The following is a 22281-nucleotide window of genomic DNA, read 5'->3' as shown; positions in this document are numbered from 1 at the left end:
TGACAGCATGCTCCGAGACGCCGATGTGCTCTCCCTGCTCCTTCAGCGCCGTCCCGGCCACTCGCTGGAGCAACCCTTCTACACCGATCCCGACCTGTACCAGATCGACCTAGAGCGTATCTGGTACCGCGACTGGCTGATGACCGCGGTCTCGGCGGAACTGCCCAAGACCGGCAATTACGTGACCCGCCAGATCGGCGCGTATTCGGTGATCGTGGTGCGGGGCGCCGACGGCATCGCGCGGGCGTTCCACAATTCCTGCCGCCACCGGGGCAGCCGGATCTGCTCGGCCGCGAAGGGCTCGAACCCCAAGCTCGTCTGCCCGTATCACCAGTGGACCTACGAGCTTGACGGGCGGCTTTTGTGGGCGCGCGAGATGGGCGACGATTTCGACCCGACCAAGCATGGGCTGAAACCGGTGCATTGCCAGGAAGTCGCGGGCTTCATCATGATCTGCCTCGCGGACAACGCGCCCGATTTCGCGCCCTTCCGCGCCCAGGCCGAAGCCTATGCCGGTCCCCACGGGCTGAAGGACCTGAAGGTCGCGCACCAGTCCTCTATCGTCGAGAACGGCAACTGGAAGCTGGTGATGGAGAACAACCGCGAGTGCTATCATTGCGCGGGCTCGCATCCCTCGCTCTGCCGCACCTTCCCCGAAGACCCGCGCGTCTTCGGCACCAATCCAGGCGAACAGGCGCCCGAGCTGCGCAACCATATCGCCAAATGCGAGGCCGCCGGACTGCCGTCGCAATTCATGGCCGCCCCGGATCTGCAGTGGCGCTTCATCCGCATCCCGTTCCTCGGCGGCGCGGCGAGCTACACGATGGACGGCAAGCCCGCCGTCGCCAAGCGCGTGGGCCGCGTGCCCTTCGATGATGCCGGGTCGTGCCTGGCCTATCACTACCCGTCGAGCTGGAACCACTTCCTGTCCGATCAGGGCCTGATCTTCCGCATGAACCCGATCTCGCCGACCGAGACCGAGGTCACCACGACCTGGCTCGTGCACAAGGACGCGGTCGAGGGCGTGGATTACGATCTCGACAGGCTGACCGAGGTCTGGATCGCGACGAACAACGAGGACCGCGCCATCGTCGAGGAGAACCAGAAGGGTGTCTTCTCGCCTGCCTACGAGCCGGGGCCCTATTCGACGACCCACGAATCCGGCGTCATCCAGTTCGTCGACTGGTATGCGCGCACGCTCCAGACCCGCCTGACGGGCCGTGGCGTGATCGCGGCGGAGTAAGTCCATGATCCCAATGCCGCGCGACGGGTCCGAGGTCTGGACCGACGAGGAGCTTCTCGAATGCACGACCACCGTGCCCGAGGCGCCCGGCGTCATGACCTTCGTGTTCCGTCCGCCCTCGGGGCGCGTCTTCCGCTTCAAGGCGGGGCAGTTCGTGACGCTCGATCTGCCCGTGCCCGGCGGCAATGTGCAGCGCACCTACACGGTCTCGTCCTCGCCCGCGACCAACGCCTATCTCTCGGTCACGGTGAAGGCGCAGAAGGACAGCGTCGCCTCGCGCTGGATGCACGAGAACCTCAGGCCCGGAGTTCGGATCAAGGCCTATGGTCCTGCGGGCCATTTCCACCTGCCCGACGATCCGGACGGCAAGTTCCTGATGATCTCGGCGGGCTCCGGCGTCACGCCGATGATGTCGATGATCAACCATCTCTGGCAGCGTGGCGAGGATCCGGACATCAGCCTGATCTGCTGCGCGCATCGCCCGTCCGACCTGATCTTCCGGCGCAGGCTCGAGCACATGTCGAGCCGCGTGCGCGGTCTGGATCTGCATTTCGTCGTCTCCGAGCCCGATCCCTACGAGGCCTGGATCGGCTATCGCGGCAGGTTCAACCAGCTCATGCTCGGCCTGATGGCGCCCGACTACCTTGAGCGCGATGTCTATTGCTGCGGGCCAGAGGCCTTCATGGACAGCGTGCGCGACATGCTGATCGCGCTCGGCTACGACATGTCGCGCTACCACCAGGAAAGCTTCTCGGCCCCGGCGGAGAGCCGCGCGGAACTCTCGGAGTTCGACGATGTCGTGCCCGCCGAGGGCGTGGCCGCCGAGATCGCCTTTGCCAAGAGCGGGCTTACGGTTCCCTGCACCGAAACCGACACGATCCTGTCGGTCGCCAAGGCGGCGGGTCTCAATATCCCCTCGGGCTGCACGTTTGGCCTCTGCGGCACCTGCAAGATCCGCAAGGTCTCGGGCGAGGCGCATATGGTCCATAACGGGGGCATCTCGGACGAGGACATCGAAGAGGGCTACATTCTCGCCTGCTGCTCGCGGCCCATCGGCAAGGTGGAAGTCGCAGTCTGAAGAGGGAAACGGGGCGGCCCGAACCGCCCCGTCCGTCCGGTCTCAGTCGTCGCCGTCGATGAGGTCGATCGTGGCCGCGAGGGTGCCGCGCTCGACGACATTCGCAAGGCCCGAGCGGGGGTTGTCACCATCGCCTTTGCCGCGCCCGTCGCCCGAGGGATCGGAGGCGTGAGCGCCTTGATCGAAGCCGTTGGCGATGCTCGATTTGGTCAGCTCTCCGAGCGACGTGCCGTCGTCGATCCCTGGGGTATCCTGCGCCGTCGCGGCGGTGGCGAGCAACAGGGCGGTGGCGGTGATGGTCAAAACGCGCATGTGAAATCCTTCCGTGAAAACATCGGCAGCAGCGCCGACCGTCTCAATCTATCAAGATACACCTCGAGACAGAGAGCCTTATTTCGACGCGAGCGCCCGCTCCATCATCTGGTGGGGAACGCCGCCGTCGTCGTAAACCTCACCGCGCGGCAGGAAACCGAGCGCCTCGTAAAAGCCCTGCGCCCGCACTTGCGCGCCAAGCGCCACGCGGGTCTCTCCTCTCGCGCGCAACTCTGACATCCCGGCCTCGACCAGCCGCGCGCCGAGCCCGCGTCCGCGATGTGAGCGCGCGACGCAGATCCGGCCGATCCGTCCCTCTCCGTCCGCGGAAAAGACGCGCGCGCAGCCGACCAGCGTTTCGCCGTCGGAGAGCATCAGGTGCAGCGCGTCGTGGTCGCGCGCGTCGAACTCGTCCTCTTCGCTGAAGCCTTGCTCGTCCACGAAGACGGCATGCCGGAGCGCGCGGACATCCTCGACATTGCGCGTGGTGCTCAGGGTGAGCGTCACGCGAAATAGCGCGACAAGATGCGCGTGTAGATCGCCTTGAGCTGTTCCACCTGCGCGACCGAGACGCGCTCGTCGACCTGGTGCATGGTCTGACCAACCAGCCCGAATTCGACCACCGGGCAGTGATCCTTGACGAAGCGCGCATCCGACGTGCCGCCCGAAGTGGACAGCTCCGGCCGGACGCCGGTCTCGGCCTCGACCGCGTCCGAGACCAGGTCCGAAAGCGCACCCGGCGGTGTCAGGAAGCTCTCGCCCGAGACTTTGACCTCGACCGTCGAGCGGGTGCCGAAGGCCTCGTCGAGCTCGCGGCAGGCGGTCTCCAGGTTTTCGGTCAGCGACGCGCCGGAATGGAGATCGTTGAACCGGATGTTGAGCGTCGCCCGCGCCTGCGCCGGGATGACATTGGTCGCTGGGTTGCCGACATCCATCGTCACCACCGCCAGCGTCGAGGCATCGAAATGGTCGGTCCCGTCGTCGAGCGGTTCCGAGGCCAGCCGGTCCAGCAAGCGCGCCAGTGCATGGCACGGGTTCACCGCGCGATGGGGGTAGGCGGAGTGCCCCTGCACGCCCTGCACGCGGATCTTGGCGTTGAGCGACCCGCGCCGCCCGATCTTGATCATCTCGCCCATACGCTCGGGGCAGGTCGGTTCGCCGACAAGGCAGACCGTCATGCGCTCGCCTTCGGCCTCCATCCAGTCGAGAAGCGCCGTCGTGCCGTCGAGCGCGTCGCCTTCCTCGTCCCCGGTGATCGCCAGGAGAAGCGCGCCGTCGGGTGGCGTCTCGGTGACGAAGTCGATGGCGGCGGCGACGAAGGCCGCGACGCCGGATTTCATGTCGGTCGTGCCGCGCCCCCAGATCTGGCCGTCGCGGATCTCGGCGCCGAAGGGATCGACGCTCCAATCCTGCGGATCGCCGACGGGCACGACATCCGTGTGCCCGTTGAACCCGAAGCTTTTCGCATGGCCCTTGTCGCCCCACCGGGCAAAGAGGTTCGACACGCCGCCACGATCGACCCGCCAAGAGCGGAACCCGGCCTGCCGAAGCTGCGTCTCGAGAAGTTCCAGCGCGCCCCCTTCTTCGGGCGTCACGGAGGGGCATCGCACCAGTTCGCGGGTGAGTTCGACGGGATCGACGGTCATGGCGGGCCTCAAGGCGAAAAGATCACCGATACGGGCTAGCCCGAACCGCGAGCGAGGGCAAACGTGGCGAAAAAGACGCAAGCCCCGAGCACCTCGCACGGCCCCGAACGCGAACCGGCAATCTCGTGTTATGGTGGTGCTCATAAGAACCAGTGCCGGGTTAATTTCGTGAGCAGAGGATCATTCGGCGACCGTTATCCTCCCGTCGGTCGCCATGTGTCGCACCTTTGCTTCCGGGGCCCGGGGTCGGCCAAAGACCGGTCGGCACGGTCCTGCCGCATAAGGGTGGCAGGACCGTTTTTGTCGCCCAAGCCCTCCTCGGCAGAATGACCTGGATCGCGCTGGCGGACTCCGCCTCGTCCTGGACAGATCCCAGCCTCGCCCCGACCGGCGCGGGTGCCATGCGGCAGCTCATGCGCGGCTCGCTCATGGTCGAGACGCGGCTGTCTCCGGATCATCGCCCGCAAACCCTTCTGGGATACGAGAGACGCCACCCCTGGGAGGGTCGTCTGTCGTTGCAGGCGCTTCCCGGTGGCGGTGTCGTGCTGATCATGGCGCTGGGCGAGCGCGTCTTTCACAAGGTGCTGCCCTCGCCCGAGGATATCCGTGCCGAGGCGCTGCGTCTGACTTTTTCCTGGGACAGCGCGGCGAACTGGGGGCGACTGACGGTCGAACACCCCGAGGGCGACCGGCTGACGATGGTCGAAACGCCCGCGCCGCCGCCGATCCTGCGCGAAGACATTCACCTGATGATCCACCATCCCGAGCTTTGCGCGCGCGATCCCGACGTGATCTATTTCGCCGTGTCCGACCGGATCGAGCCCGTCGGCCCGGCCCCGAGCCTGATGGCCGGTGCGCCGGCGATGACGGCGGACGGACCCTGTCCGGTCGAGGAGCTGAAGCCGGGGATGCAGGTCATCACCCGCGAACGCGGCGCGCAACCGGTCCTGGGCGTGATCTCGCGCGAGGTGCCCGCGATGGGCTCCTTCCGGCCGATCCGGCTTCACGCGCCCTATCTGGGGCTGACCGAGGATGTGCAGGTCTCTCCGCGGCAGCGGCTGGTGATCGACGGGTCGGTCGTGGAGTATCTCTTCGGGCGCGAGCAGGTGCTCGTCCCGGCGGCCAACCTCGTCAACGAGCGGACGGGCGAGCGCATCTCGACCGGCCGCACCGTGCGCTATCACCAGGTATTGCTCCCGCAGCACGACGCGCTGCTCGTCGCCGGAGCGGCGTTCGAGAGCCTCTATATCGGGCGCATCCGGCGCGACAAGACGCGGCTCGCCGCATCGCTTCTGGCCCGCGCGGACGCGGCGCGGCTGCCGGAACATCACCGGGCGGGCATCCAGATCCTGAAGGCCTTCGAGGCGATCACGCTGGCCGAGGCACGGGCCGCGTGAGCGGCGTCATGGTTCGTCGAAAAACGGCGTGACCTGCGCGACGATGACGGCGTTCTCGGCCAGAGCGCGCTCCATCAGCTCGCGCTCGTCCGGCTCGATCTCGGGTCCGTCCGCTTCTCGGTCCGCCGCGGTGCCGTAGCCGGTGACATCGAGCGGCGCCATGTCGGCCTGCTTGAGGATCGCGACCGTCTCGCGCACCGCCTCGGCCTCGTCGACGCCGGAGGCATAGCACATCAGCGCCGCACCGGTCGCGGATTTCGGAAGCCCGTCGCCGGACTTGCGACCGACTTGGACGACCAGTGTATAGACCTGCTGCCGGGATTGACCGCTCTTGCTCATGGCTCCCGGAATCCGCTGCCTGTCGGTGGAAGTCAATGCCGAAGCCGCCGCCGCGCTAGCCAAGAAATTGCCTAAAATTCGAGCTACCTATTAACGCAACGTCGAAGAATCGATTTACGCAAAAGATGAAGCGTCAATGTCGGATTATCCTGTCTCCTATCAGCAATACTTCGGATCGCTGCTGAACGTAGACTTCTTCAGCGGCACCCAGACCCTGCTGTTCTCGTTCCTCGGCGGCGTGAACAACTCTGCCACGCTGACCGATACGTCGGGCGTGCTCTATGTGGGCGAGGAGTTCATTCTCGATGGCCGCACCGTGAGCCTCATCGGCTCGGGAACGGCGCAGCCGGGGGTCGATATCCTCGGGGTCACCGTGCCGTCGGGCACGATCAAGGACCTGCTCTACGTCGAGGACACTACGACCGGGGAGAAGTTCTTCGTCTACCCGGACGGCGCGCCGAACTTCACCGGCGCGATCGCGCTGGTCGTCGACCTGCAGCCTGTCGGCTACTCGATGACCGCGGCGACGCCGATCTGCTTCTGCCGTGGCACCGAAATCGCCGTGCCCGACGGCAAGCAGCGGATCGAGAAGATCCGCGAAGGCGATCAGGTGCTCGATTACGGCGGAGAGGTTCTGACCGTGATCGAGGCGCGCCGGACGCGCTACGACATCCTGCCAAACGCCTGGGCGCCGATCGTGATCGAGCCGAACGCGCTCGGACCCGATACCCCGAACCGTCGGCTGAAAGTGTCGCCCCAACACAGGCTGGCGCTACCGGTGTCGCAGCAAGACAGCGATCTGCCCCTTCTCGCGCCCGCAAAGGCCTTTACCGTGTTGCCGGGCGTCCACCGGGCGCGCAAGCGCAAGCCGGTCGTCTACATCCATCTCCTGACCGAGCGGCACGCTCTCCTCCGGGCCAACAATCTGCCCGCGGAGTCGCTTCTGCCGACCCGGGTCGAGGCGGATGACGAGATCGGCCCGGACACCGAAATGGTCGCCCAGGTTTCGGATGCGGATCATAAACTGGTCGACGCCCAGCCCTGCGGCAAAATCCTGAGCACCGCCGCCGCCCGGCAGATCCTGCGGACATGGACCTATGTGCGGGACAGCGGCTGCGGCCCGGTCAACCTGTCGCGAACCTACGACTTCAGCGACGCACAGCTCGGATGATCGCGATCAGAAGGCACGCGCCCAGAAGGCCCACGAAGCCCTGAGCGAGCCAGCCGCCCTGCGCGGTGATGCCGATGAGCGAGAGCAGGAAATTCGCGAGAATCGCGCCGACGATTCCGAGGAAGATGTTCAGCAGAAGGCCGGTGTTGGCCTTCATGATCATGCTCGCAATCCATCCGGCCAATCCGCCGAGGATCAGCGAGGCAATCCAACCAAGTCCCGTCATGGGGTCTCCTTTCGTGTGGCAGGGTCAGCGGGTCACTTCGACCACTGTCGCCGCCGCGTATATCGCCATCATCAACACAGATTCGATGCCAATGCGACCCGGTCCTTCGCGCTGGCGCAGGATCAGGCCACCGAGCAGCACGGCGGTCATCAGGAGACCAGTGCCGAGCCAGTAGAGATCGCCGGGCGCGACCGCGTGGTAGAGCGACCCGTCGCGATAGGCGATGTCCGAAGCGACGAGGAACAGCGTGTCGAAGGTGTTGCCGCCGATGATGCCGCCGACGGCAAGCTGAAGCGCGCCGCGTCGGACGGCGACAAGGGTGGTCACGAACTCCGGCAGCGAGGTCACGACCGCGGTGATCAGCGAGCCGACGAGGCTCGACGATAGCCCGAAACGCGAAATGAACTGCCCGCCGACCTGACTGATCACCCAGCCGCCCGCGCCCATCGCGGCAACGAGGCCCACGAAAACCAGCGCGGGACGCATCGCGGGCTTGTCGGCCTCGTCGTCATCCTCAGGCTCGTCCTCGCGCGTGTCCGAGGTGCGCACCGGCCGCCACATCGGGTCTTCCTTGACGCTCGACGACAGGCGGACGCCCGCGAGATAGGCGAGGAACAAGAGGATCGAGACCGGATGGATGCCGAAATAGGCCAGGTCCGGGCCCGCGACCGCGCAGATCGGCAGGCTTAGGAGGATGATCAGCATCACCGCTTGGAAGAGATTGGCAGGCTCGGCCGCGGCATGTTCGAGATTGGCGCGTTTGTGCAGGAGATCCGCGAGTGCCAGGAACAGCGTCTGCGCGGCGATGCCGCCGACCGCGTTCGAGAAGGCAAAGCTCGCATCGCCCGACAGCGCCGCGTTGACCGAGACGACGACCCCGGCGAGCGACGTCGCCGCGCCGAGGATCAGGCCGCCCGCAAGCGCCTCGCCCATCCGGGTGCGGTCGGCGAGGATATCGGCAAGCTCGGTGGCCTTGATCGAGGCGAGCACAACGACAAGCGCCGCCGCGGCGAACACTGCGAGAAGAAGCGTGAGTGACAGATCGTCGAGCATGAAAAATCCCGGTCCTTTCGCAAGAAACGACCGGGACGGCGAAAGGGTCCCATCATCTCTGCGCGGGGGCGAAGAAGTGTCGCCGCCCCCGCGAAAAGGGCGCGATCAGTCGCGGAGAAGCTCGTTGATCCCGACCTTGGAACGGGTCTTCTCGTCCACGCGCTTCACGATCACCGCGCAGTAGAGATTGATGCCGTTGGTCGAGGGCATCGAGCCGGACACCACCACCGAGTAGGGCGGCACTTCGCCATAGCTGACCTTGCCGGTCTCGCGATCGACGATCTTGGTGGACTTGCCGATATAGACACCCATGCCGAGGACCGCGCCTTCACGGACGATGCAGCCTTCGACCACTTCGGAGCGGGCGCCGATGAAGCAATTGTCCTCGATGATCGTCGGACCCGCCTGCATCGGCTCCAGAACGCCGCCGATGCCGACGCCGCCGGAGAGGTGGACGTTCTTGCCGATCTGCGCGCAGGAGCCGACGGTCGCCCAGGTGTCGACCATCGTGCCCTCATCGACATAGGCGCCGAGGTTGACGAAGGACGGCATCAGCACCACGCCGGGCGCGATATAGGCGGATTTCCGGACGATGCAGCTCGGGACGGCGCGGAACCCGGCCTCTTTCCAGTCCTTCTTCTTCCAGCCCTCGAACTTGCTGTCGACCTTGTCCCACCAGGTGCCGCCCTGCGGGCCGCCCGAGTGCTTCTCCATGTCGTTGATCCGGAAGCCCAGGAGCACGGCCTTCTTGGCCCACTGGTTCACGTGCCAGTCGCCGCTGGCCTGTTTCTCGGCAACGCGCAGCGCGCCGCTGTCCAGCGCCTCAAGCGTGGCTTCGATGGCGTCGCGCGTCTCGCCCATGGTCTCGGGCGTGATCTCGGCGCGGGCCTCCCAGGCGGCTTCGATGGCCGTCTCGAGCTGTGCGATGTCCATTCGGGGCTCCTTCGCGGGACTATCCTCGGTCGCGGGCGTCTTAACGCGCCCGGGGCCCTAGGGGAAGAGCAGGCGCTGGCGCGCCCTCGGCAAACAGGCTAACCGGACAGGGTTAGTTTGGATCTTGAGGGCATGACATGACCGATCAGAGCGAAAGCGCCTTCCGTGACGCCGGGCGGGACCGCCGCACCGCGACCGAGGTGCCGGAAACGCCGCAGACGCTCAACCCCGCCTATCGCCTGGCTTTCGCGGATGACGATTTCCTCTGTCGCCGCGAATTGCGCCCGGTTCGGCTGCAGCTCGAGCTCCTGAAGTTCGATCTTCTGCTCGACGAGGCCGGGATCGACACGACCGTCGTGCTCTTCGGCGGTGCCCGCATTCCGGCGACGCCCGACGACGCGCGCTCCGAGACGCTCGCCGACCTCTCGCGGTTCTACGACGAGGCCCGCGCCTTCGCCCGGAAGGTGACCGAGCATTCGCTCAAGGGTGGCGGCCGCGAATGGGTGATCGCGACGGGCGGCGGACCGGGTGTGATGGAAGCGGGCAATCGCGGTGCGGCCGAGGCAGGCGGGCGCTCGATCGGTCTCAATATCGTGCTCCCGCACGAGCAGGCGCCCAACAGCTACGTGACGCCCGACCTGTCCTTCAACTTCCACTATTTCGCGATCCGGAAGATGCATTTCCTGATGCGCGCCCGCGCGGTCTGCGTCTTTCCCGGCGGTTTCGGGACGCTCGACGAGCTGTTCGAGACCCTGACGCTCGTGCAGACGGGACGGATGAAGCAGGTGCCGATCATCCTCTTCGGCAAATCGTTCTGGGAGGAGATCGTCAACTGGGATGCGCTCGCCCGCGCCGGAACGATCAGCGCCACCGATCTCGACCTCTTCCGCTACGCGGAAAGCGCCGAAGAGGCGATGGCCATTCTGGAAGAGTGGAAGCCGGCCCCGCCGCGCGACATCGTTCCCGACCGGTGATCGGATGCACTCCGGCCCGTCAGCGGGCCGGGGTCACGACCGTTTGTCGTCGGTGCCGGTGGCGCTTTCTGCGGGCTCCTCGGCGCGCTCCACCCAGCGGTGGATCACGTCATGGGCCAGACCTTCGTCGAGCGAGGTGATGGCACGGCGCAGCTCGCGCAGCGCATTGGCCATCTCGATCTCGGACAGGTAGCTCTCCTGCGCGCGCAGAATCTTCGGATGCGGCGTGGTGAGCATGTCGGGCGAGATCAACAGCTCTTCGTGCAGCTTCTCGCCAGGGCGCAGTCCGGTGATCTTGATCTCGATATCGCCTTGCGGGTTGTTGCTGTCCTTCACGGTGAAGCCCGCGCCCTCGACCATCTGGCGCGCCAGTTTGCGGATCGGAACGGGCTTGCCCATGTCGAGCACGAAGAGATCGCCGCCGCGCGCGAAGGAGCCTGCAAGAAGCACAAGCCGCGCGGCTTCGGAGATGGTCATGAAGTAGCGCGTGACCTTCGGGTCGGTGAGGGTGATCGGACCGCCCCGCTCGATCTGCTCTTCGAAGAGTGGGATCACTGAGCCGGACGAGCCCAGCACGTTGCCGAAACGCACCATCGAAAACCGGGTGCCGGACGAGCGTGTGGCGAGGTCCTGGACCACCAGTTCGGCAAGACGCTTGGAGGCGCCCATGACGTTCGTGGGTCGCACGGCCTTGTCCGAGGAGACCAGAATGAATCGCTCGACCCCGGCGTCGCGGGCCGCGTCGGCCAGCACCTTGGTGCCGATCACGTTGTTCCGGAGCCCGGCGAGGACGTTGGACTGGACCAGCGGCACATGCTTGTAGGCCGCGGCATGGAGGACGACGTCGATGGCATGCGCGTCCAGCGTTTCACGCATCACGGCATCGTCGAGGACGGACGCCAGAACCGGGACGATGTGCAGCTTCGGAGCGAGATCGCGCAGTTCCTTGTCGATGGTGTAGAGCGCCAGCTCGGACTGATCGAGGATCACGAGGCAGTCGGGCTTGCAGGCCACGACCTGACGGCAAAGCTCGGACCCGATGGAGCCGCCCGCGCCGGAGATCAGAATGCGGCGGCCGCTATAGGCATCGCTGACGCCCGGCAGCTCCGATTCAAGCCGGTTGCGGCCAAGCAGATCTTCTGGCGACACCGGAACCGCGCGACGGCGCAATTCGCCCGGGTTGCCGACAAGCTCGGCAAAGGACGGCAGCGCGTAGACCTCGATCCCAAGCTGCCGCAGCCCGTGGGCGATATGCGCCTGTCGCGGCTGGCTGATCGAGGGCATCGCCAGCACGACCCGGTCGACCTTCTTCCGTGCCACCAGAGACTTGATCTGCGTCGGCGCGTGCACGGTTAGACCGCCGATCTTCAGGGTCTGAAGCGTCGGGTTGTCGTCGACGAAGGCGACGGGCTGGATCTGGTTGTCCGAGTGCAGCGCCGCGGCCAGCTGCTGTCCGGTCTGTCCGGCGCCGTAGATCAGAACCCGAAGGTGCTGTCCGCCCCGGCGGTAGATTTCGAGCACCAGCTGGCGCAGCAGGATACGCCACGCCGCCGCCAAGGTGACGGTGACGAAGGCGAAGATCATGAAGGTCTCGCCGACGAGCCCCGGCCCGACAAGGCGGTCCGCGACGATGGCCGCCACGGTCACCGCGCCGGCATAGGCGCCGGTCAGCATCAGGCTCCGACCCTCGTAGGCGTTGAGCTTGATGCGGTTTAGGCAGAGCACGCGCGACAGGACGAGGCCCGCGGCGGTGGTCAGCAGGAGAAGCGGAAGTATCTCGCTATAGGCCTCGGCGGCGCGTCCCTGAAGGAGAACCGCCAGCAAGAGCGCGAGGGAGACTGCAAGTCCGTCGATGACGAGGAAGAATGCGGATTTCTGCTCTCGCGTGAGCGACGTCGCAAGTCTGTATAGCATGCCCCGATAATGCCTTCTGTCCCCTTGCCGTACTGCCGACGGCGTCAGGTCTGGTGTATTATCCCCGGACAACACGCTCCGGGTCCGGTCACAACTTGATGCAGCTATATGCGACCGCCTAAGGAATGGACAATAGCGTCACACCGCACCTGCGAAAAACGGCGGGATTCCACTTATCTCTGCCCGGTTTTGCGGCATTTACGCCCCGAGGCGTGACCCGGAAACCACGTCTTGGCCCTTTTGTCCCTACCGCTCCTGCAGTATGGAGGCGCGAAATCGCCGCCCCGTCGGGCTGCGCGGAGTCGAAAAGGAACGAGCGAAGATGGGATACAAGGTCGTCGTCGCAGGCGCCACGGGCAATGTGGGCCGAGAAATGCTGAACATTCTGGCCGAGCGCGGCTTCCCGGTGGACGAACTGGCACCGCTGGCCTCGCGCCGGTCGCAGGGCACCGAAGTGAGCTTCGGCGAGAAGACCCTCAAGGTGCGGGACATCGACCAGTTCGATTTCACCGGCTGGGACATCGCGCTTTTCGCCATCGGGTCGGACGCCACCAAGAAATACGCGCCGATCGCCGCCAAGGCGGGCTGCATCGTGATCGATAACTCCTCGCTCTACCGATACGACCCGGACGTGCCGCTGGTCGTGCCCGAGGTGAATCCCGAAGCGGTCGAGGGGTATTCGAAGAAGAACATCATCGCCAACCCCAACTGCTCGACCGCGCAGATGGTCGTCGCGCTGAAGCCGCTGCATGACCGGGCGCGGATCAAGCGCGTCGTCGTCTCTACCTACCAGTCGGTGTCGGGCGCGGGCAAAGAGGGCATGGACGAGCTCTGGGATCAGACCAAGGCGGTTTACAACCCGACCGACGACGTCAAGCCGAAGAAGTTCCAGAAGCAGATCGCCTTCAACGTCATTCCGCATATCGACGTCTTCCTCGAAGACGGGTCGACCAAGGAAGAGTGGAAGATGGTCGCCGAGACCAAGAAGATCGTCGATCCGTCGATCAAGGTCACCGCGACCTGCGTGCGCGTGCCGGTGTTTGTCGGCCATGCCGAAGCGATCAACCTCGAGTTCGAAGAGTTCCTCGACGAGGACGAGGCCCGAGACATCCTGCGCGAAGCGCCGGGCATCATGGTCGTCGACAAGCGCGAGGATGGCGGCTACGTCACGCCGATCGAATGCGTGGGCGATTTCGCCACCTTCATCAGCCGCATCCGCCAGGACAGCACGATCGAGAACGGCCTGAACCTCTGGTGCGTCTCCGACAACCTGCGCAAGGGCGCCGCCCTGAACGCGGTCCAGATCGCCGAGACGCTGGGCAACCGGGTGCTCAAGAAGGGCTGACCGGGCGCGATCATCGCTCCGAGAATGTCGCCGCCGTCCGCCATTGCGGGCGGCGGTTTCTCGTTCGCCCACAGGGCGACCGGAGGTGCTCCGACCGCTGCCCTGCGACGCGGGAAAGACACCGATCCGGGCGGCGGTCTCGGGAGGAGAGCGCCTGCGACGAGGGCGGCATTCGCGACACGGAAACGGTAAGCCATTCCCAAGGAAGAAATTTTTCGGAACCGGATCAAAGCCGCCCGCATTCTCTGGAAAACGTCGCTTCAAGGCTGACGCTGGTCTAACGCCCGATGCGCTTTTCTGGGCACAGGCCGCGGAAAAGGTCCGGCTCGGCCCTAATTGAGCCGGAAACCTGTCGTAGCCTTGACGCAGTCCCGAGTGCTGAGGAGGTGGCCATGATGCCCGATCCCGATCTTCCCAACCCCCTTGATTGCGAAACCCGCGCGCTGTTCGCGCGCTTCCTCGCTCCGATCCTGTCCCGCGCGACCGACTGGACCGCCCTGACCCGCGAATTGGCGGAAAAGGGCTACCAGCTGAGCTTCCGGTCCGGCCGCCTCGTCATTCTCGAAGAGATGTCGGGCCGCGCGGTCTGCACCGGACGCGATCTCGGATGCCCGCTCTCGGACCTCTCGGCCCGGCTTGGCCGCCCGGCGATCCGGGTTCACGCGTCTGGGATGACGGGCGATCTGGCCTGACGCCGACCGTCAGATCGGCAGAAAACGCTCGGTGGCGGTGTCGTAATACTCCAGCCCGCCGGCACCGATATCGGTCCAGAGACCGTGCAGCGACAGCTTGCCCGCAAGGACGGCCTCTTCCACGAAGGGGAACGTCATCAGGTTGTCGAGACTGACCAGAACCGCCTCGCGCTCCAAGGCACTCGCGGCCTCGCTCTCGCCGAGATTGCGCGACTTCACGCGCTCGTAGCCCGGCCTCAATATATCCATCCAGCGCCCGACGAAACTCGACGCCTCCTCAAGCGCCGGGGCCTTGCCCGTGCACATGTCGAGACATCCTTGCACCCCGCCGCAGCTTGAATGCCCAAGCACGATCAGATGCGCGACCTTGAGCGCCGTTACCGCGTATTCCACCGCCGCAGAGGTGCCGTGCTGGTTGCCGTCGGGCTGATAGGGCGGCACCAGATTCGCGATGTTGCGGTGGATGAAGAACTCGCCCTGGTCGGCCCCGAAGATCGAGGTGACATGCACGCGGCTGTCGCAGCAGGAAATAACCATGGCCCGGGGGCGCTGCCCCTCATCCGCGAGCCGCCGATACCACGCGCTGTTCTCGGAATAGGTCGTTGCTTTCCAGCCGTGATAGCGCTGGACGAGGTAGCTCGGCAGCGGCTTGGCACGATGCATCTGGTCTTCTCCCTATCCCTGTCTGGGTTAACCGGATACGCCGGATTGCCGAAAGATTCGACCCCAACAATCCATACCCGGCAATCATTTGGGAAGTGCGATCTGTCATAAAGAGCCTTGGGTGTACGGGAACTGGAAGAAGGACGATCCGATGACGACCGCTCTCACGATTTCGGCCTGCAAAGAGCAGGTCCGCCTCGATCATGACCGCCTCAATCTTCTCTACGCCGATGTCGGCCTGCGCGAGGCCGAGGACATGCTCTGCCGCGCGATGGAGGAACTGGCGCTGCGCCTCGGGCAGGCCGAGCGCCTGTGGCGCGGCGGCGAGCTGCAGGAATTGCGCCGCTGCGTGCGCGCGCTGGGCGCCATCGCCGGTCAGATCGGTCTGGACGGCATCGTCGCGGTGGCGCGGGACGTGGGCGCCTGCGTCGATCGGCAGGACAGCGTCGCGCTGGCTGCCGTACTCGCGCGGCTTCTGCGCTTGGGCGAGGCGTCGCTGTCCGAGCTCTGGGACAGCGCGGTCGTCAATCTCTGACGCGGGGCCGGATCAGCCCAGCCCGGCCTCGGCGAACAGCGTCGCGAGCTTCGCCTCGGGCCGCGGCCCGACATGCGAGATCACCTCGCCCGCGGCGATGCAGCCCATGCGCCCGGCCTCTTCCATCGAGCGGCCGGTCACCAGCCCATAAAGGAACCCGGCGGCGAACTGGTCGCCCGCGCCGGTGGCATCGACGGGCACGACCTTCTCCACCGGGACATCGGTGCGCGTGCCCTCCCGCAGGATCGTCACGCCATCGCCCGAGCGGGTGCAGACGACCAGAGGGCAGAGCGCCGCGACTTGTTCCAGATCGGTCTCGAGATCGCCCTCCTGGTAGAGCGCGCGGATCTCGGCCTCGTTGCCGATCACGAAATCCAGCTCCTCGGCGATGAGCCGCAGGAAGTCGTCGCGGTGCCGCTCCACGCAAAACGGGTCCGAGATCGCGATCCCGGCGGTGCCGCCCGCATCGCGGCAGGCGCGGGCCATCTTGATGAAGGCCTCTTTCCCCTTCGGCTTGTCGAAGAGATAGCCCTCGAGAAAGACCAGCTCGGCCTCGCGCGCGACCGCGTCATCCACGTCCTCGGCGCCAAGCTCGGCGGAGATGCCGAGATAGGTGTTCATCGAGCGCTCGCCATCGGGCGACACGAAGATCATCGAGCGCGAGGTCGGCAATTCGCCATCCGGCACGGGCGGGTTGAGGAACTCGGTGCCGCCTTCCTCCATCGCCTTGGCGTAGAAGCGCCCCAGGCCGTCATCGCGGACGCGCCCGACGAACCCGGTGCGCAGCCCCAGATTGCCGAGACCCGCGAGCGTGTTGGCCACCGACCCGCCGGGGGCCTGCACCCGGCCCTCCATCGCGCCGTAAAGCATCTCGGCCCGCTCGCGCTCGACAAGCTGCATGATGCCCTTGCCGATGCCCATATTGTCGAGAAACGCATCCTCGGCACGGCTGATCACGTCGACAATCGCGTTGCCGATGCCCACGACTTGATAGGTCTTCATTCGGTCTTGTCCTCGAAAGCGCAGAGGTCGCGGATCAGGCAGGCCCCGCATTTGGGCTTGCGCGCGACGCAGATGTAACGGCCGTGCAGGATCATCCAGTGATGCGCGTGAAGCTGGAACTCTGCCGGAATATTGTCTTCGATGGCGCGCTCGACCGCGACGACGTCCTTGCCCGGCGCGATGCCCGCGCGGTTGCCGAGCCGGAAGATATGGGTGTCGACCGCCTGCGCCGGATGCCGCCACCACATGTTCAGCACGACATTCGCGGTCTTGCGGCCCACGCCGGGAAGGCCCTCGAGCGCGGCACGCGACGAGGGGACGGTGCCGCCATACTCCTCGACCAAGATGCGGCTGAGCTTGATGACGTTCTTGGCCTTGTTGCGGTAGAGCCCGATCGTCTTGATGTGCTCGATCAGACCCTCTTTGCCGAGCGCCAGCATCTTTTCCGGCGTATCGGCGATCTCGAAAAGCGCGCGGGTTGCCTTGTTCACCCCCGCATCGGTCGCCTGCGCCGACAGCGCGACGGCCACGACAAGCGTATAGGCGTTCACGTGCTCGAGCTCGCCCTTGGGCTCGGGCTCGGCGTCGCGAAAGCGGGTGAAGATCTCGCGGATCGTGTGATAATCGAGCTGCTTGGCCATCCGACGCTCTATGCCCGCCCGGTGCCGCTTGCGCAATATCCGGGTCGCGCCCGTGGTCCCGGACTTGCTATGACCGGGCGAGACCTTTCGGAGACCCCGCCCATGTCCGTCGCCGCTCCTGAGACGCCCGCGTTCAGCCGCTACCATTACGATGTCATGGCGCGGGCCATCGAGACGGTGGATCGGCTCGGACCGCAGGCCACGCTGACCGAGATCGCCGCCGCGATGGACATGAGCCCCGCGCATTTTCAGCGCCTCTTCTCGCGCTGGGCAGGGGTCAGCCCGAAGCGCTACCAGCAATACCTGACCCTCGATCATGCGCGCGCGCTCTTGCGCGAGCGGTTCACCACCCTCGAGACCGCGCATGCCACCGGTCTTTCGGGAACGGGCCGTCTCCACGACCTCTTCCTGCGCTGGGAGGCGATGGCGCCTGGCGACTACGCCACTGGAGGCGCGGGGCTGGAGATCGCTTGGGGCTGGTTCGACAGCCCCTTCGGCGCGGCGCTCGTCATGGGCACGGATCGGGGCATCTGCGGGATCGCTTTTTCCGCCGAGACGACCGAGGACGCGGCGATGGACGACCTCGTCTCGCGCTGGCCTGCGGCGCGCTACCGCGAGGACCGCGCCGCGTTGAGCGCCTGGGTCGACGCCGCTTTCGGCGTCTCCGGCGAGGCGCGCCTTGTGCTGATCGGAGCGCCGTTTCAGATCAAGGTCTGGGAGGCCCTGATGCGCGTGCCCTCGGGCCACGTCACCACCTATTCCGAGATCGCCAGCGCCATCGGTCACCCCAAGGCCGTGCGCGCCGTCGGGACGGCCGTCGGGCGCAATCCGATCAGCCTCCTCATCCCCTGCCACCGCGCGCTTCGGAAATCCGGCGGCCTCGGAGGCTATCACTGGGGGCTGCCGGTCAAGCGCGCGATTCTCGCCTGGGAGAGCGCGCGGACCGAAGCCTAACGCCCGTTTGGCGGAAATCGGCCCAAAAATGCGACATGTTTTTGGATAACAGGGAACGCTGCGTGTAGAGGAGGCGTTATCCCTACCGGGTATCCAAAACCAACTCGAACGAGGACACATCATGCTTCGAGCAAAATCTGCCATTCTTCTTTCGTCCGCCGCGCTGATGGCTCTTGCCGCCTGTGAACCGGCCGCGCTGAACGACCCGAACAACCCCAACCGCAACGCCCAGCAGGGCGCTCTGATCGGCGCAGGCGTCGGCGCGCTCGCCGGTGCGGCCCTGGGCAACGACCCCGAAGAGCGCCGCCGCAACGCGGTGGCCGGCGCGCTGGCCGGTGCCGCGGGCGGTGCCGTGATCGGCAACCAGCTCGACAAGCAGGAAGCCGCGCTCCGCGCCCAGGTCGGCAACCCGAACATCGGCATCACCAACACCGGTGACCGCCTGATCGTGACGCTGCCGCAGGACATCCTCTTCGCGACCGACTCGACCGCCGTGTCGCCCGCCGTCCAGAGCGATCTGCGCGCCGTTGCCTCGAACCTGAACCAGTATCCGAACACCACCGTTCAGGTCGTGGGTCACACCGACAACACCGGCGACGCGTCCTACAACTACGACCTGTCCCAGCGCCGCGCCCAGGCCGTCGGTGGCATCCTGATCTCCAACGGCGTGTCGTCGTCCCGCATCCAGACCATCGGTCGCGGCGAGGACCAGCCGGTCGCGTCGAACCTGACGCCGGAAGGCCGCCAGCAGAACCGCCGCGTCGAGATCGTGATCCTGCCGAACGCCTGATCCCGCACCTCGCGCACATCACATGTGGAAACGCCGCGGCTTGCCGCGGCGTTTTTGCGTCACAGCTATGGGGAAACGTTCTTACGGGAGTTCCCCATGTCCGATCTGAGCCTTCTCGGCATCTCCGGCTCGCTGCGCGCGGCCTCGACCAACCGCTTGCTGATCCGCGCCGCCGCCCGCCATTTCGATCCCGCCTCCTTCATCGAGGCCGAGATCGATTTTCCGATCTACAACGGCGATCTCGAGGACAAGGGCATCCCCGACGCGGTCACGCTGCTCGGACGCCAGATCGACGAGGCGGATGCGGTCATCATCTCGACGCCCGAGTACAACAAGGGCCTCTCCGGCGGGCTGAAGAACGCGCTCGACTGGGTCAGCCGTCTGGAGGGCAACCCGTGGCGCGACAAGCCCGTCGCGATCATGTCGGCCGCCTCTGGCGTGGCCGGCGGCGCGCGCGGTCAATCGATGCTGCGCACGCTCCTGAACCCGTTCCGCCCGCATGTCATCCCGGGCCCCGAGGTCATGGTCGGGCAGACGTCCAAGCAGTGGAACGAGGACGGCACCCTCGCGAACGAGGGCACCCACAAGTTTCTCGGAGAGTTGATGAGCGAGCTTCGGAAAGTGGCCGAGGCGCGGAGCGCCTGACCGGTCAGTAGCCCGTTCCGCGGATCACCACGACGACGGTCCGCAGCATGACCGCAAGATCGGTGCGGAGAGACAGCGCCTTGGCATAGGCGGTGTCGTACTCCGCCCGGTCGGCGAAGCTCGACTCGTTGCGGACGGAGGTCTGCCAGAACCCGGTGACGCCCGGGCGCAGCGTGTAATAGGCGGTGCCCGGATAGAGATCCATCTGGTCGATCATCATCGGTCGCGGTCCGACGATCGACATGTCGCCGCGCAGCACGTTCCAGAGCTGCGGCAGCTCGTCGAGCGAGCTCTTGCGGATGACGCGCCCAAGCGGCGTGATCCGCGGATCGAAGCGCAGCTTCTGGCTGCGATCCCACTCGGCGCGGGCGGCGGGGTCGGAGGCCAGATGCGCTTCGAGCAGGACGTCCGCGTTCGGGACCATGCTGCGCAGCTTCCACATGCGGAAGATGCGACCGTTCAGGCCGACGCGACGCTGGCTGTAGAACGGCGAGGCGCCCTGAGCCGCGAGCAGCAGACACAGCGGCAACAGGATCGCCAGCGTCGGCAGGGCGGCGATCAGAACAAGGGTGATGTCGATGGCGCGCTTGAAGCAATCGCGGTACAGGGCAAAGCGAATGCCCCGGGTCGGCGCGTAGCCAAGCAGCTCACGACGAGTTGCCTCGGTGCAGGGGGGCGTAAGGTGCAGCGTCACAGTCTCACTCCATCGCGGGAGAGACGGACAGACACCCTCTGATACTCAACAAGCTTCACAAGAAACGGGACGCAGCGCCCGTTACAGAGCAGGGATCGCTCCCTGGAGGTTTCTCAGCAGTGAAGACACGCGGTGCAGCAGCGGACGCGTCCGTAAACTCCCAACTCGCGACACTGCCCCCTAGTGCCGTTTACCAAACTCCTGCCCGGACCACGGGCAGATACAGCGTCATTATGAGAATGTGGCGAAAATCAGTCAATTGGCTTTGGAGGCGCACACCCCTGAGGAGAGCGGTGCAATCGCTGCACGCTCGGTATCACGGGCCGCCGGCCTTGGTGGGATGAAACCCCGCCGTGCCGAACGCGTCGTCCGGCATATCAACATTGCGCTGAACAATTCGCGGATTCCAGCGCGAAATTGTCCACGTAACATGAACGATCCCCCTCATTCCGGGGATTGTCGCGAAATTGGCACCAGCTTGAGGCCGGAGAGACCAATTCGCGGAAACAGTTCTGTCGCGGAATTGTCGACGGTTTTGAGCGCAATATGCGATTTCAAGCTCTTATTTGCGGAGAAAACCTAAGGCAAGAGCACACGTTCCGCGGTAAGGAATTCCCTCACGAAATATTACATCCCGTGGGAAAGCTGGAAAGCGCTGCCTCATTTCTGCCGTTTCCGGGTCCGATTTTGCCTCAAATTCGCCGAATCGATCTCATGATCGGACTGCGCCGCGCATTGCCCCGGGCCGCGGTTCTCCTTATGTCGCCAAGGCATCGGAGCAGATGAGGACGAGATGGCAAACCACCTGTACCAAGGCGATCTTCCCAACGACCTGGATCTCGGGCCGGTCGTGGCGATCGATTGCGAGACCATGGGGCTCGACCCGCACCGTGATCGCCTCTGCGTCGTCCAGCTCTCCGGAGGCGACGGGCACGCGCATCTGGTGCAGATCGCCAAGGGTCAGACCAGCGCGCCGAACCTCGAGCGCCTCCTGACCGATCCAGACGTCCTGAAGCTCTTCCATTTCGGCCGCTTCGACATCGCCGTCATGTACCATGCCTTCGGTGCGCTCGCCCGCCCGGTCTATTGCACCAAGATCGCCAGCCGCCTCGTGCGGACCTATACCGACCGGCACGGGCTGAAGAACCTCCTGCAGGAACTCCTTTCGGTGGATATCTCCAAACAGCAGCAAAGCTCGGACTGGGGCGCCGAGGCGCTGAGCGAGGCGCAGCGCGACTACGCCGCGTCGGACGTGCTCTACCTGCATCGCCTGCGCGAGAAGATGGACGGGATGCTGGAGCGCGAAGGCCGCATGGAGCTGGCGCAGGCCTGTTTCGACTTCCTGCCGGTGCGCGCGCAGCTCGACCTCGCCGGGTGGCCCGAAACCGACATCTTCGCGCATAGCTGAGACCGGCGATGGCGCGCGGTCCCGGCACCCGATCCCAGATCGTCGCCTGGCTCAAGGTGCTCTTGCCGCTCCTCGCCATCGCGCTTCTCTCGACCCTGTTCCTGGTCGCGCGCGAGCTCGATCCGACGGTGAACCTGCCGGTGTCGCGGGTCGAGGATCTGGCCGACAGGTCGTCGCAGACCGTGACCGGCGCGGCCTTCTCCGGCACCACCGAAAGCGGCGCGCAGCTCGACCTGTCGGCGGACACCGCCCGCCCCGACCCGGAGGACGGCGACCGCCTTCTGGCGCGCGCGGTCTACGGCGCGCTGACCCAAGAGGACGGTTCGCGGGTCGATCTTGCCGCGCCCTCGGCCGAGATCGTCAGCAAGACCGACCGCGCCCGCCTGACCGGCGGCGTCACTCTGCGCTCCTCGGCGGGTTGGGTCATGACGACCGACGCGCTTTCGACATCGCTGTCGGGCACCGCGGTCGAAAGCGACGGATCGGTCGAGGCCACGGGACCCGGAGGGCGGATCACCGCCGGCAAGCTCGTCATCACCGAGAGCACAGATCAGAGCGGTAGCCTGGAGTTGCTTTTCCAAAACGGGGTCCAGATGATATACCGCCCCCCGGGACCCGAGTGAGTG

General features: G+C 65.8%; 25 protein-coding genes. 13 read left to right on the top strand and 12 right to left on the bottom strand.

The window, feature by feature from the left end; translation table 11 throughout:
• Nucleotides 1-7: 7 nt before the first annotated feature.
• Together ACFQ4E_RS09705 and ACFQ4E_RS09700 are read left to right on the top strand one after the other, a co-directional pair.
• Nucleotides 8-1243 carry an aromatic ring-hydroxylating oxygenase subunit alpha gene (locus ACFQ4E_RS09705; RefSeq protein WP_386802998.1) on the top strand — a complete coding sequence of 412 codons (1236 nt, stop codon included), beginning with the start codon at nucleotides 8-10 and terminating at the stop codon, nucleotides 1241-1243.
• A gap of 13 nt (nucleotides 1244-1256) precedes the next feature.
• Nucleotides 1257-2321 carry a 2Fe-2S iron-sulfur cluster-binding protein gene (locus ACFQ4E_RS09700; protein ID WP_386803061.1) on the top strand — a complete coding sequence of 355 codons (1065 nt, stop codon included), beginning with the start codon at nucleotides 1257-1259 and terminating at the stop codon, nucleotides 2319-2321.
• 42 nt (nucleotides 2322-2363) lie between these two features.
• Here the strand turns inward: ACFQ4E_RS09700 and ACFQ4E_RS09695 are convergent, their stop codons facing one another.
• The 3 genes from ACFQ4E_RS09695 to dapE all read right to left on the bottom strand — a co-directional run bounded on the left by ACFQ4E_RS09695 (nucleotide 2364) and on the right by dapE (nucleotide 4279).
• A complete protein-coding gene (locus tag ACFQ4E_RS09695) occupies nucleotides 2364-2633 on the bottom strand; it encodes a hypothetical protein (RefSeq protein WP_386802996.1) in 270 nt (89 codons plus the stop codon).
• A gap of 78 nt (nucleotides 2634-2711) precedes the next feature.
• Nucleotides 2712-3140, bottom strand: a complete 429-nt coding sequence (locus ACFQ4E_RS09690) for a GNAT family N-acetyltransferase (protein ID WP_386802995.1) — start codon at nucleotides 3138-3140, stop codon at nucleotides 2712-2714.
• Nucleotides 3137-4279, bottom strand: a complete 1143-nt coding sequence (gene dapE / locus ACFQ4E_RS09685) for a succinyl-diaminopimelate desuccinylase (protein ID WP_386802993.1) — start codon at nucleotides 4277-4279, stop codon at nucleotides 3137-3139. Before dapE ends, ACFQ4E_RS09690 begins: the two co-directional genes overlap by 4 nt.
• A 326-nt stretch (nucleotides 4280-4605) precedes the next feature.
• On the opposite strand from dapE, the gene ACFQ4E_RS09680 reads away from it, so the two are divergent.
• On the top strand, nucleotides 4606-5676 hold the full coding sequence (locus ACFQ4E_RS09680) for a Hint domain-containing protein (RefSeq protein ID WP_386802991.1): 1071 nt from the start codon (nucleotides 4606-4608) through the stop codon (nucleotides 5674-5676).
• A gap of 6 nt (nucleotides 5677-5682) precedes the next feature.
• On the opposite strand, the gene ACFQ4E_RS09675 is transcribed toward ACFQ4E_RS09680, so the two are convergent.
• Nucleotides 5683-6015 carry a hypothetical protein gene (locus ACFQ4E_RS09675; protein WP_386802989.1) on the bottom strand — a complete coding sequence of 111 codons (333 nt, stop codon included), beginning with the start codon at nucleotides 6013-6015 and terminating at the stop codon, nucleotides 5683-5685.
• Nucleotides 6016-6151: 136 nt separating this feature from the next.
• Here ACFQ4E_RS09675 and ACFQ4E_RS09670 point away from each other — a divergent pair, with 136 nt between their 5' ends.
• On the top strand, nucleotides 6152-7186 hold the full coding sequence (locus ACFQ4E_RS09670) for a Hint domain-containing protein (RefSeq protein ID WP_386802987.1): 1035 nt from the start codon (nucleotides 6152-6154) through the stop codon (nucleotides 7184-7186).
• Here ACFQ4E_RS09670 and ACFQ4E_RS09665 read toward each other — a convergent pair.
• From ACFQ4E_RS09665 to dapD, 3 genes are all read right to left on the bottom strand, one after another.
• Nucleotides 7164-7412, bottom strand: coding sequence for a GlsB/YeaQ/YmgE family stress response membrane protein (locus ACFQ4E_RS09665; RefSeq protein WP_386802985.1), 249 nt, complete (start codon nucleotides 7410-7412; stop codon nucleotides 7164-7166). The two genes, ACFQ4E_RS09670 and ACFQ4E_RS09665, sit on opposite strands and share 23 nt — an antisense overlap.
• A gap of 24 nt (nucleotides 7413-7436) precedes the next feature.
• The gene (locus ACFQ4E_RS09660) at nucleotides 7437-8465 is read right to left on the bottom strand and encodes a sodium:calcium antiporter (RefSeq protein ID WP_386802983.1); all 1029 of its coding nucleotides are present in this window, start codon (nucleotides 8463-8465) and stop codon (nucleotides 7437-7439) included.
• Between the two features lie 105 nt (nucleotides 8466-8570).
• Complete coding sequence (dapD, locus tag ACFQ4E_RS09655) at nucleotides 8571-9398, bottom strand: 2,3,4,5-tetrahydropyridine-2,6-dicarboxylate N-succinyltransferase (protein ID WP_386802981.1); 828 nt, start codon at nucleotides 9396-9398, stop codon at nucleotides 8571-8573.
• A 137-nt stretch (nucleotides 9399-9535) separates the two neighbouring features.
• Here dapD and ACFQ4E_RS09650 point away from each other — a divergent pair, with 137 nt between their 5' ends.
• The gene (locus tag ACFQ4E_RS09650) at nucleotides 9536-10372 is read left to right on the top strand and encodes an LOG family protein (protein ID WP_386802979.1); all 837 of its coding nucleotides are present in this window, start codon (nucleotides 9536-9538) and stop codon (nucleotides 10370-10372) included.
• Nucleotides 10373-10405: 33 nt separating this feature from the next.
• Here ACFQ4E_RS09650 and ACFQ4E_RS09645 read toward each other — a convergent pair whose 3' ends face one another.
• Nucleotides 10406-12286 carry a polysaccharide biosynthesis protein gene (locus ACFQ4E_RS09645; protein WP_386802977.1) on the bottom strand — a complete coding sequence of 627 codons (1881 nt, stop codon included), beginning with the start codon at nucleotides 12284-12286 and terminating at the stop codon, nucleotides 10406-10408.
• Nucleotides 12287-12608: 322 nt separating this feature from the next.
• Here ACFQ4E_RS09645 and ACFQ4E_RS09640 point away from each other — a divergent pair, with 322 nt between their 5' ends.
• Together ACFQ4E_RS09640 and ACFQ4E_RS09635 are read left to right on the top strand one after the other, a co-directional pair.
• Nucleotides 12609-13631 (top strand): aspartate-semialdehyde dehydrogenase, encoded by a 1023-nt coding sequence (locus ACFQ4E_RS09640; protein ID WP_386802975.1) that lies wholly within the window; start codon nucleotides 12609-12611, stop codon nucleotides 13629-13631.
• Between the two features lie 392 nt (nucleotides 13632-14023).
• Nucleotides 14024-14323 (top strand): hypothetical protein, encoded by a 300-nt coding sequence (locus ACFQ4E_RS09635; protein ID WP_386802973.1) that lies wholly within the window; start codon nucleotides 14024-14026, stop codon nucleotides 14321-14323.
• A 9-nt stretch (nucleotides 14324-14332) separates the two neighbouring features.
• Here ACFQ4E_RS09635 and ACFQ4E_RS09630 read toward each other — a convergent pair whose 3' ends face one another.
• On the bottom strand, nucleotides 14333-14986 hold the full coding sequence (locus tag ACFQ4E_RS09630) for a carbonic anhydrase (RefSeq protein WP_386802971.1): 654 nt from the start codon (nucleotides 14984-14986) through the stop codon (nucleotides 14333-14335).
• 151 nt (nucleotides 14987-15137) lie between these two features.
• Here ACFQ4E_RS09630 and ACFQ4E_RS09625 point away from each other — a divergent pair, with 151 nt between their 5' ends.
• Entirely contained in the window at nucleotides 15138-15521 is a 384-nt protein-coding gene (locus ACFQ4E_RS09625) for a hypothetical protein (protein ID WP_386802969.1), read from the top strand.
• A gap of 12 nt (nucleotides 15522-15533) precedes the next feature.
• Here ACFQ4E_RS09625 and ACFQ4E_RS09620 read toward each other — a convergent pair whose 3' ends face one another.
• Together ACFQ4E_RS09620 and nth are read right to left on the bottom strand one after the other, a co-directional pair.
• Nucleotides 15534-16523, bottom strand: coding sequence for an adenosine kinase (locus ACFQ4E_RS09620; protein WP_386802968.1), 990 nt, complete (start codon nucleotides 16521-16523; stop codon nucleotides 15534-15536).
• Nucleotides 16520-17164 carry an endonuclease III gene (gene nth / locus ACFQ4E_RS09615; RefSeq protein WP_386802966.1) on the bottom strand — a complete coding sequence of 215 codons (645 nt, stop codon included), beginning with the start codon at nucleotides 17162-17164 and terminating at the stop codon, nucleotides 16520-16522. The genes ACFQ4E_RS09620 and nth overlap by 4 nt, the downstream gene beginning before the upstream one ends.
• Before the next feature lie 102 nt (nucleotides 17165-17266).
• Here nth and ACFQ4E_RS09610 point away from each other — a divergent pair, with 102 nt between their 5' ends.
• From ACFQ4E_RS09610 to ACFQ4E_RS09600, 3 genes are all read left to right on the top strand, one after another.
• Nucleotides 17267-18118: a methylated-DNA--[protein]-cysteine S-methyltransferase gene (locus tag ACFQ4E_RS09610; RefSeq protein ID WP_386802964.1), complete on the top strand. Its 852-nt coding sequence runs from the start codon at nucleotides 17267-17269 to the stop codon at nucleotides 18116-18118.
• A 121-nt stretch (nucleotides 18119-18239) separates the two neighbouring features.
• The gene (locus ACFQ4E_RS09605; RefSeq protein WP_386802962.1) at nucleotides 18240-18908 is read left to right on the top strand and encodes an OmpA family protein; all 669 of its coding nucleotides are present in this window, start codon (nucleotides 18240-18242) and stop codon (nucleotides 18906-18908) included.
• A 96-nt stretch (nucleotides 18909-19004) separates the two neighbouring features.
• Nucleotides 19005-19553 carry an NADPH-dependent FMN reductase gene (locus tag ACFQ4E_RS09600; protein WP_386802960.1) on the top strand — a complete coding sequence of 183 codons (549 nt, stop codon included), beginning with the start codon at nucleotides 19005-19007 and terminating at the stop codon, nucleotides 19551-19553.
• Nucleotides 19554-19557: 4 nt separating this feature from the next.
• Here the strand turns inward: ACFQ4E_RS09600 and ACFQ4E_RS09595 are convergent, their stop codons facing one another.
• Nucleotides 19558-20247, bottom strand: coding sequence for a sugar transferase (locus ACFQ4E_RS09595; protein ID WP_386802958.1), 690 nt, complete (start codon nucleotides 20245-20247; stop codon nucleotides 19558-19560).
• 793 nt (nucleotides 20248-21040) lie between these two features.
• Between ACFQ4E_RS09595 and ACFQ4E_RS09590 the strand changes: the two genes are divergently transcribed.
• Together ACFQ4E_RS09590 and lptC are read left to right on the top strand one after the other, a co-directional pair.
• A complete protein-coding gene (locus ACFQ4E_RS09590; protein WP_386802956.1) occupies nucleotides 21041-21655 on the top strand; it encodes a ribonuclease D in 615 nt (204 codons plus the stop codon).
• 8 nt (nucleotides 21656-21663) lie between these two features.
• Nucleotides 21664-22278: an LPS export ABC transporter periplasmic protein LptC gene (gene lptC, locus ACFQ4E_RS09585; protein ID WP_386802954.1), complete on the top strand. Its 615-nt coding sequence runs from the start codon at nucleotides 21664-21666 to the stop codon at nucleotides 22276-22278.
• The last annotated feature ends 3 nt before the right edge of the window (nucleotides 22279-22281 follow it).

The sequence above is a fragment of the Litorisediminicola beolgyonensis genome, from assembly GCF_042679605.1.
Lineage (GTDB): Bacteria > Pseudomonadota > Alphaproteobacteria > Rhodobacterales > Rhodobacteraceae > Litorisediminicola > Litorisediminicola beolgyonensis.
The sequence above is the reverse complement of the archived record's forward strand: the minus strand, read 5'-3'. Positions and strand labels throughout refer to the sequence as shown.

Coding starts and splice junctions, on each gene's coding strand:
- ACFQ4E_RS09705 (WP_386802998.1), top strand. CDS start 8: ATGCTCCGAGACGCCGATGTGCTCTCCCTGCTCCTTCAGCGCCGTCCC.
- ACFQ4E_RS09700 (WP_386803061.1), top strand. CDS start 1,257: ATGCCGCGCGACGGGTCCGAGGTCTGGACCGACGAGGAGCTTCTCGAA.
- ACFQ4E_RS09695 (WP_386802996.1), bottom strand. CDS start 2,633: ATGCGCGTTTTGACCATCACCGCCACCGCCCTGTTGCTCGCCACCGCC.
- dapE (WP_386802993.1), bottom strand. CDS start 4,279: ATGACCGTCGATCCCGTCGAACTCACCCGCGAACTGGTGCGATGCCCC.
- ACFQ4E_RS09680 (WP_386802991.1), top strand. CDS start 4,606: ATGACCTGGATCGCGCTGGCGGACTCCGCCTCGTCCTGGACAGATCCC.
- ACFQ4E_RS09675 (WP_386802989.1), bottom strand. CDS start 6,015: ATGAGCAAGAGCGGTCAATCCCGGCAGCAGGTCTATACACTGGTCGTC.
- ACFQ4E_RS09670 (WP_386802987.1), top strand. CDS start 6,152: ATGTCGGATTATCCTGTCTCCTATCAGCAATACTTCGGATCGCTGCTG.
- ACFQ4E_RS09665 (WP_386802985.1), bottom strand. CDS start 7,412: ATGACGGGACTTGGTTGGATTGCCTCGCTGATCCTCGGCGGATTGGCC.
- ACFQ4E_RS09660 (WP_386802983.1), bottom strand. CDS start 8,465: ATGCTCGACGATCTGTCACTCACGCTTCTTCTCGCAGTGTTCGCCGCG.
- dapD (WP_386802981.1), bottom strand. CDS start 9,398: ATGGACATCGCACAGCTCGAGACGGCCATCGAAGCCGCCTGGGAGGCC.
- ACFQ4E_RS09650 (WP_386802979.1), top strand. CDS start 9,536: ATGACCGATCAGAGCGAAAGCGCCTTCCGTGACGCCGGGCGGGACCGC.
- ACFQ4E_RS09645 (WP_386802977.1), bottom strand. CDS start 12,286: ATGCTATACAGACTTGCGACGTCGCTCACGCGAGAGCAGAAATCCGCA.
- ACFQ4E_RS09640 (WP_386802975.1), top strand. CDS start 12,609: ATGGGATACAAGGTCGTCGTCGCAGGCGCCACGGGCAATGTGGGCCGA.
- ACFQ4E_RS09635 (WP_386802973.1), top strand. CDS start 14,024: ATGATGCCCGATCCCGATCTTCCCAACCCCCTTGATTGCGAAACCCGC.
- ACFQ4E_RS09630 (WP_386802971.1), bottom strand. CDS start 14,986: ATGCATCGTGCCAAGCCGCTGCCGAGCTACCTCGTCCAGCGCTATCAC.
- ACFQ4E_RS09625 (WP_386802969.1), top strand. CDS start 15,138: ATGACGACCGCTCTCACGATTTCGGCCTGCAAAGAGCAGGTCCGCCTC.
- ACFQ4E_RS09620 (WP_386802968.1), bottom strand. CDS start 16,523: ATGAAGACCTATCAAGTCGTGGGCATCGGCAACGCGATTGTCGACGTG.
- nth (WP_386802966.1), bottom strand. CDS start 17,164: ATGGCCAAGCAGCTCGATTATCACACGATCCGCGAGATCTTCACCCGC.
- ACFQ4E_RS09610 (WP_386802964.1), top strand. CDS start 17,267: ATGTCCGTCGCCGCTCCTGAGACGCCCGCGTTCAGCCGCTACCATTAC.
- ACFQ4E_RS09605 (WP_386802962.1), top strand. CDS start 18,240: ATGCTTCGAGCAAAATCTGCCATTCTTCTTTCGTCCGCCGCGCTGATG.
- ACFQ4E_RS09600 (WP_386802960.1), top strand. CDS start 19,005: ATGTCCGATCTGAGCCTTCTCGGCATCTCCGGCTCGCTGCGCGCGGCC.
- ACFQ4E_RS09590 (WP_386802956.1), top strand. CDS start 21,041: ATGGCAAACCACCTGTACCAAGGCGATCTTCCCAACGACCTGGATCTC.
- lptC (WP_386802954.1), top strand. CDS start 21,664: ATGGCGCGCGGTCCCGGCACCCGATCCCAGATCGTCGCCTGGCTCAAG.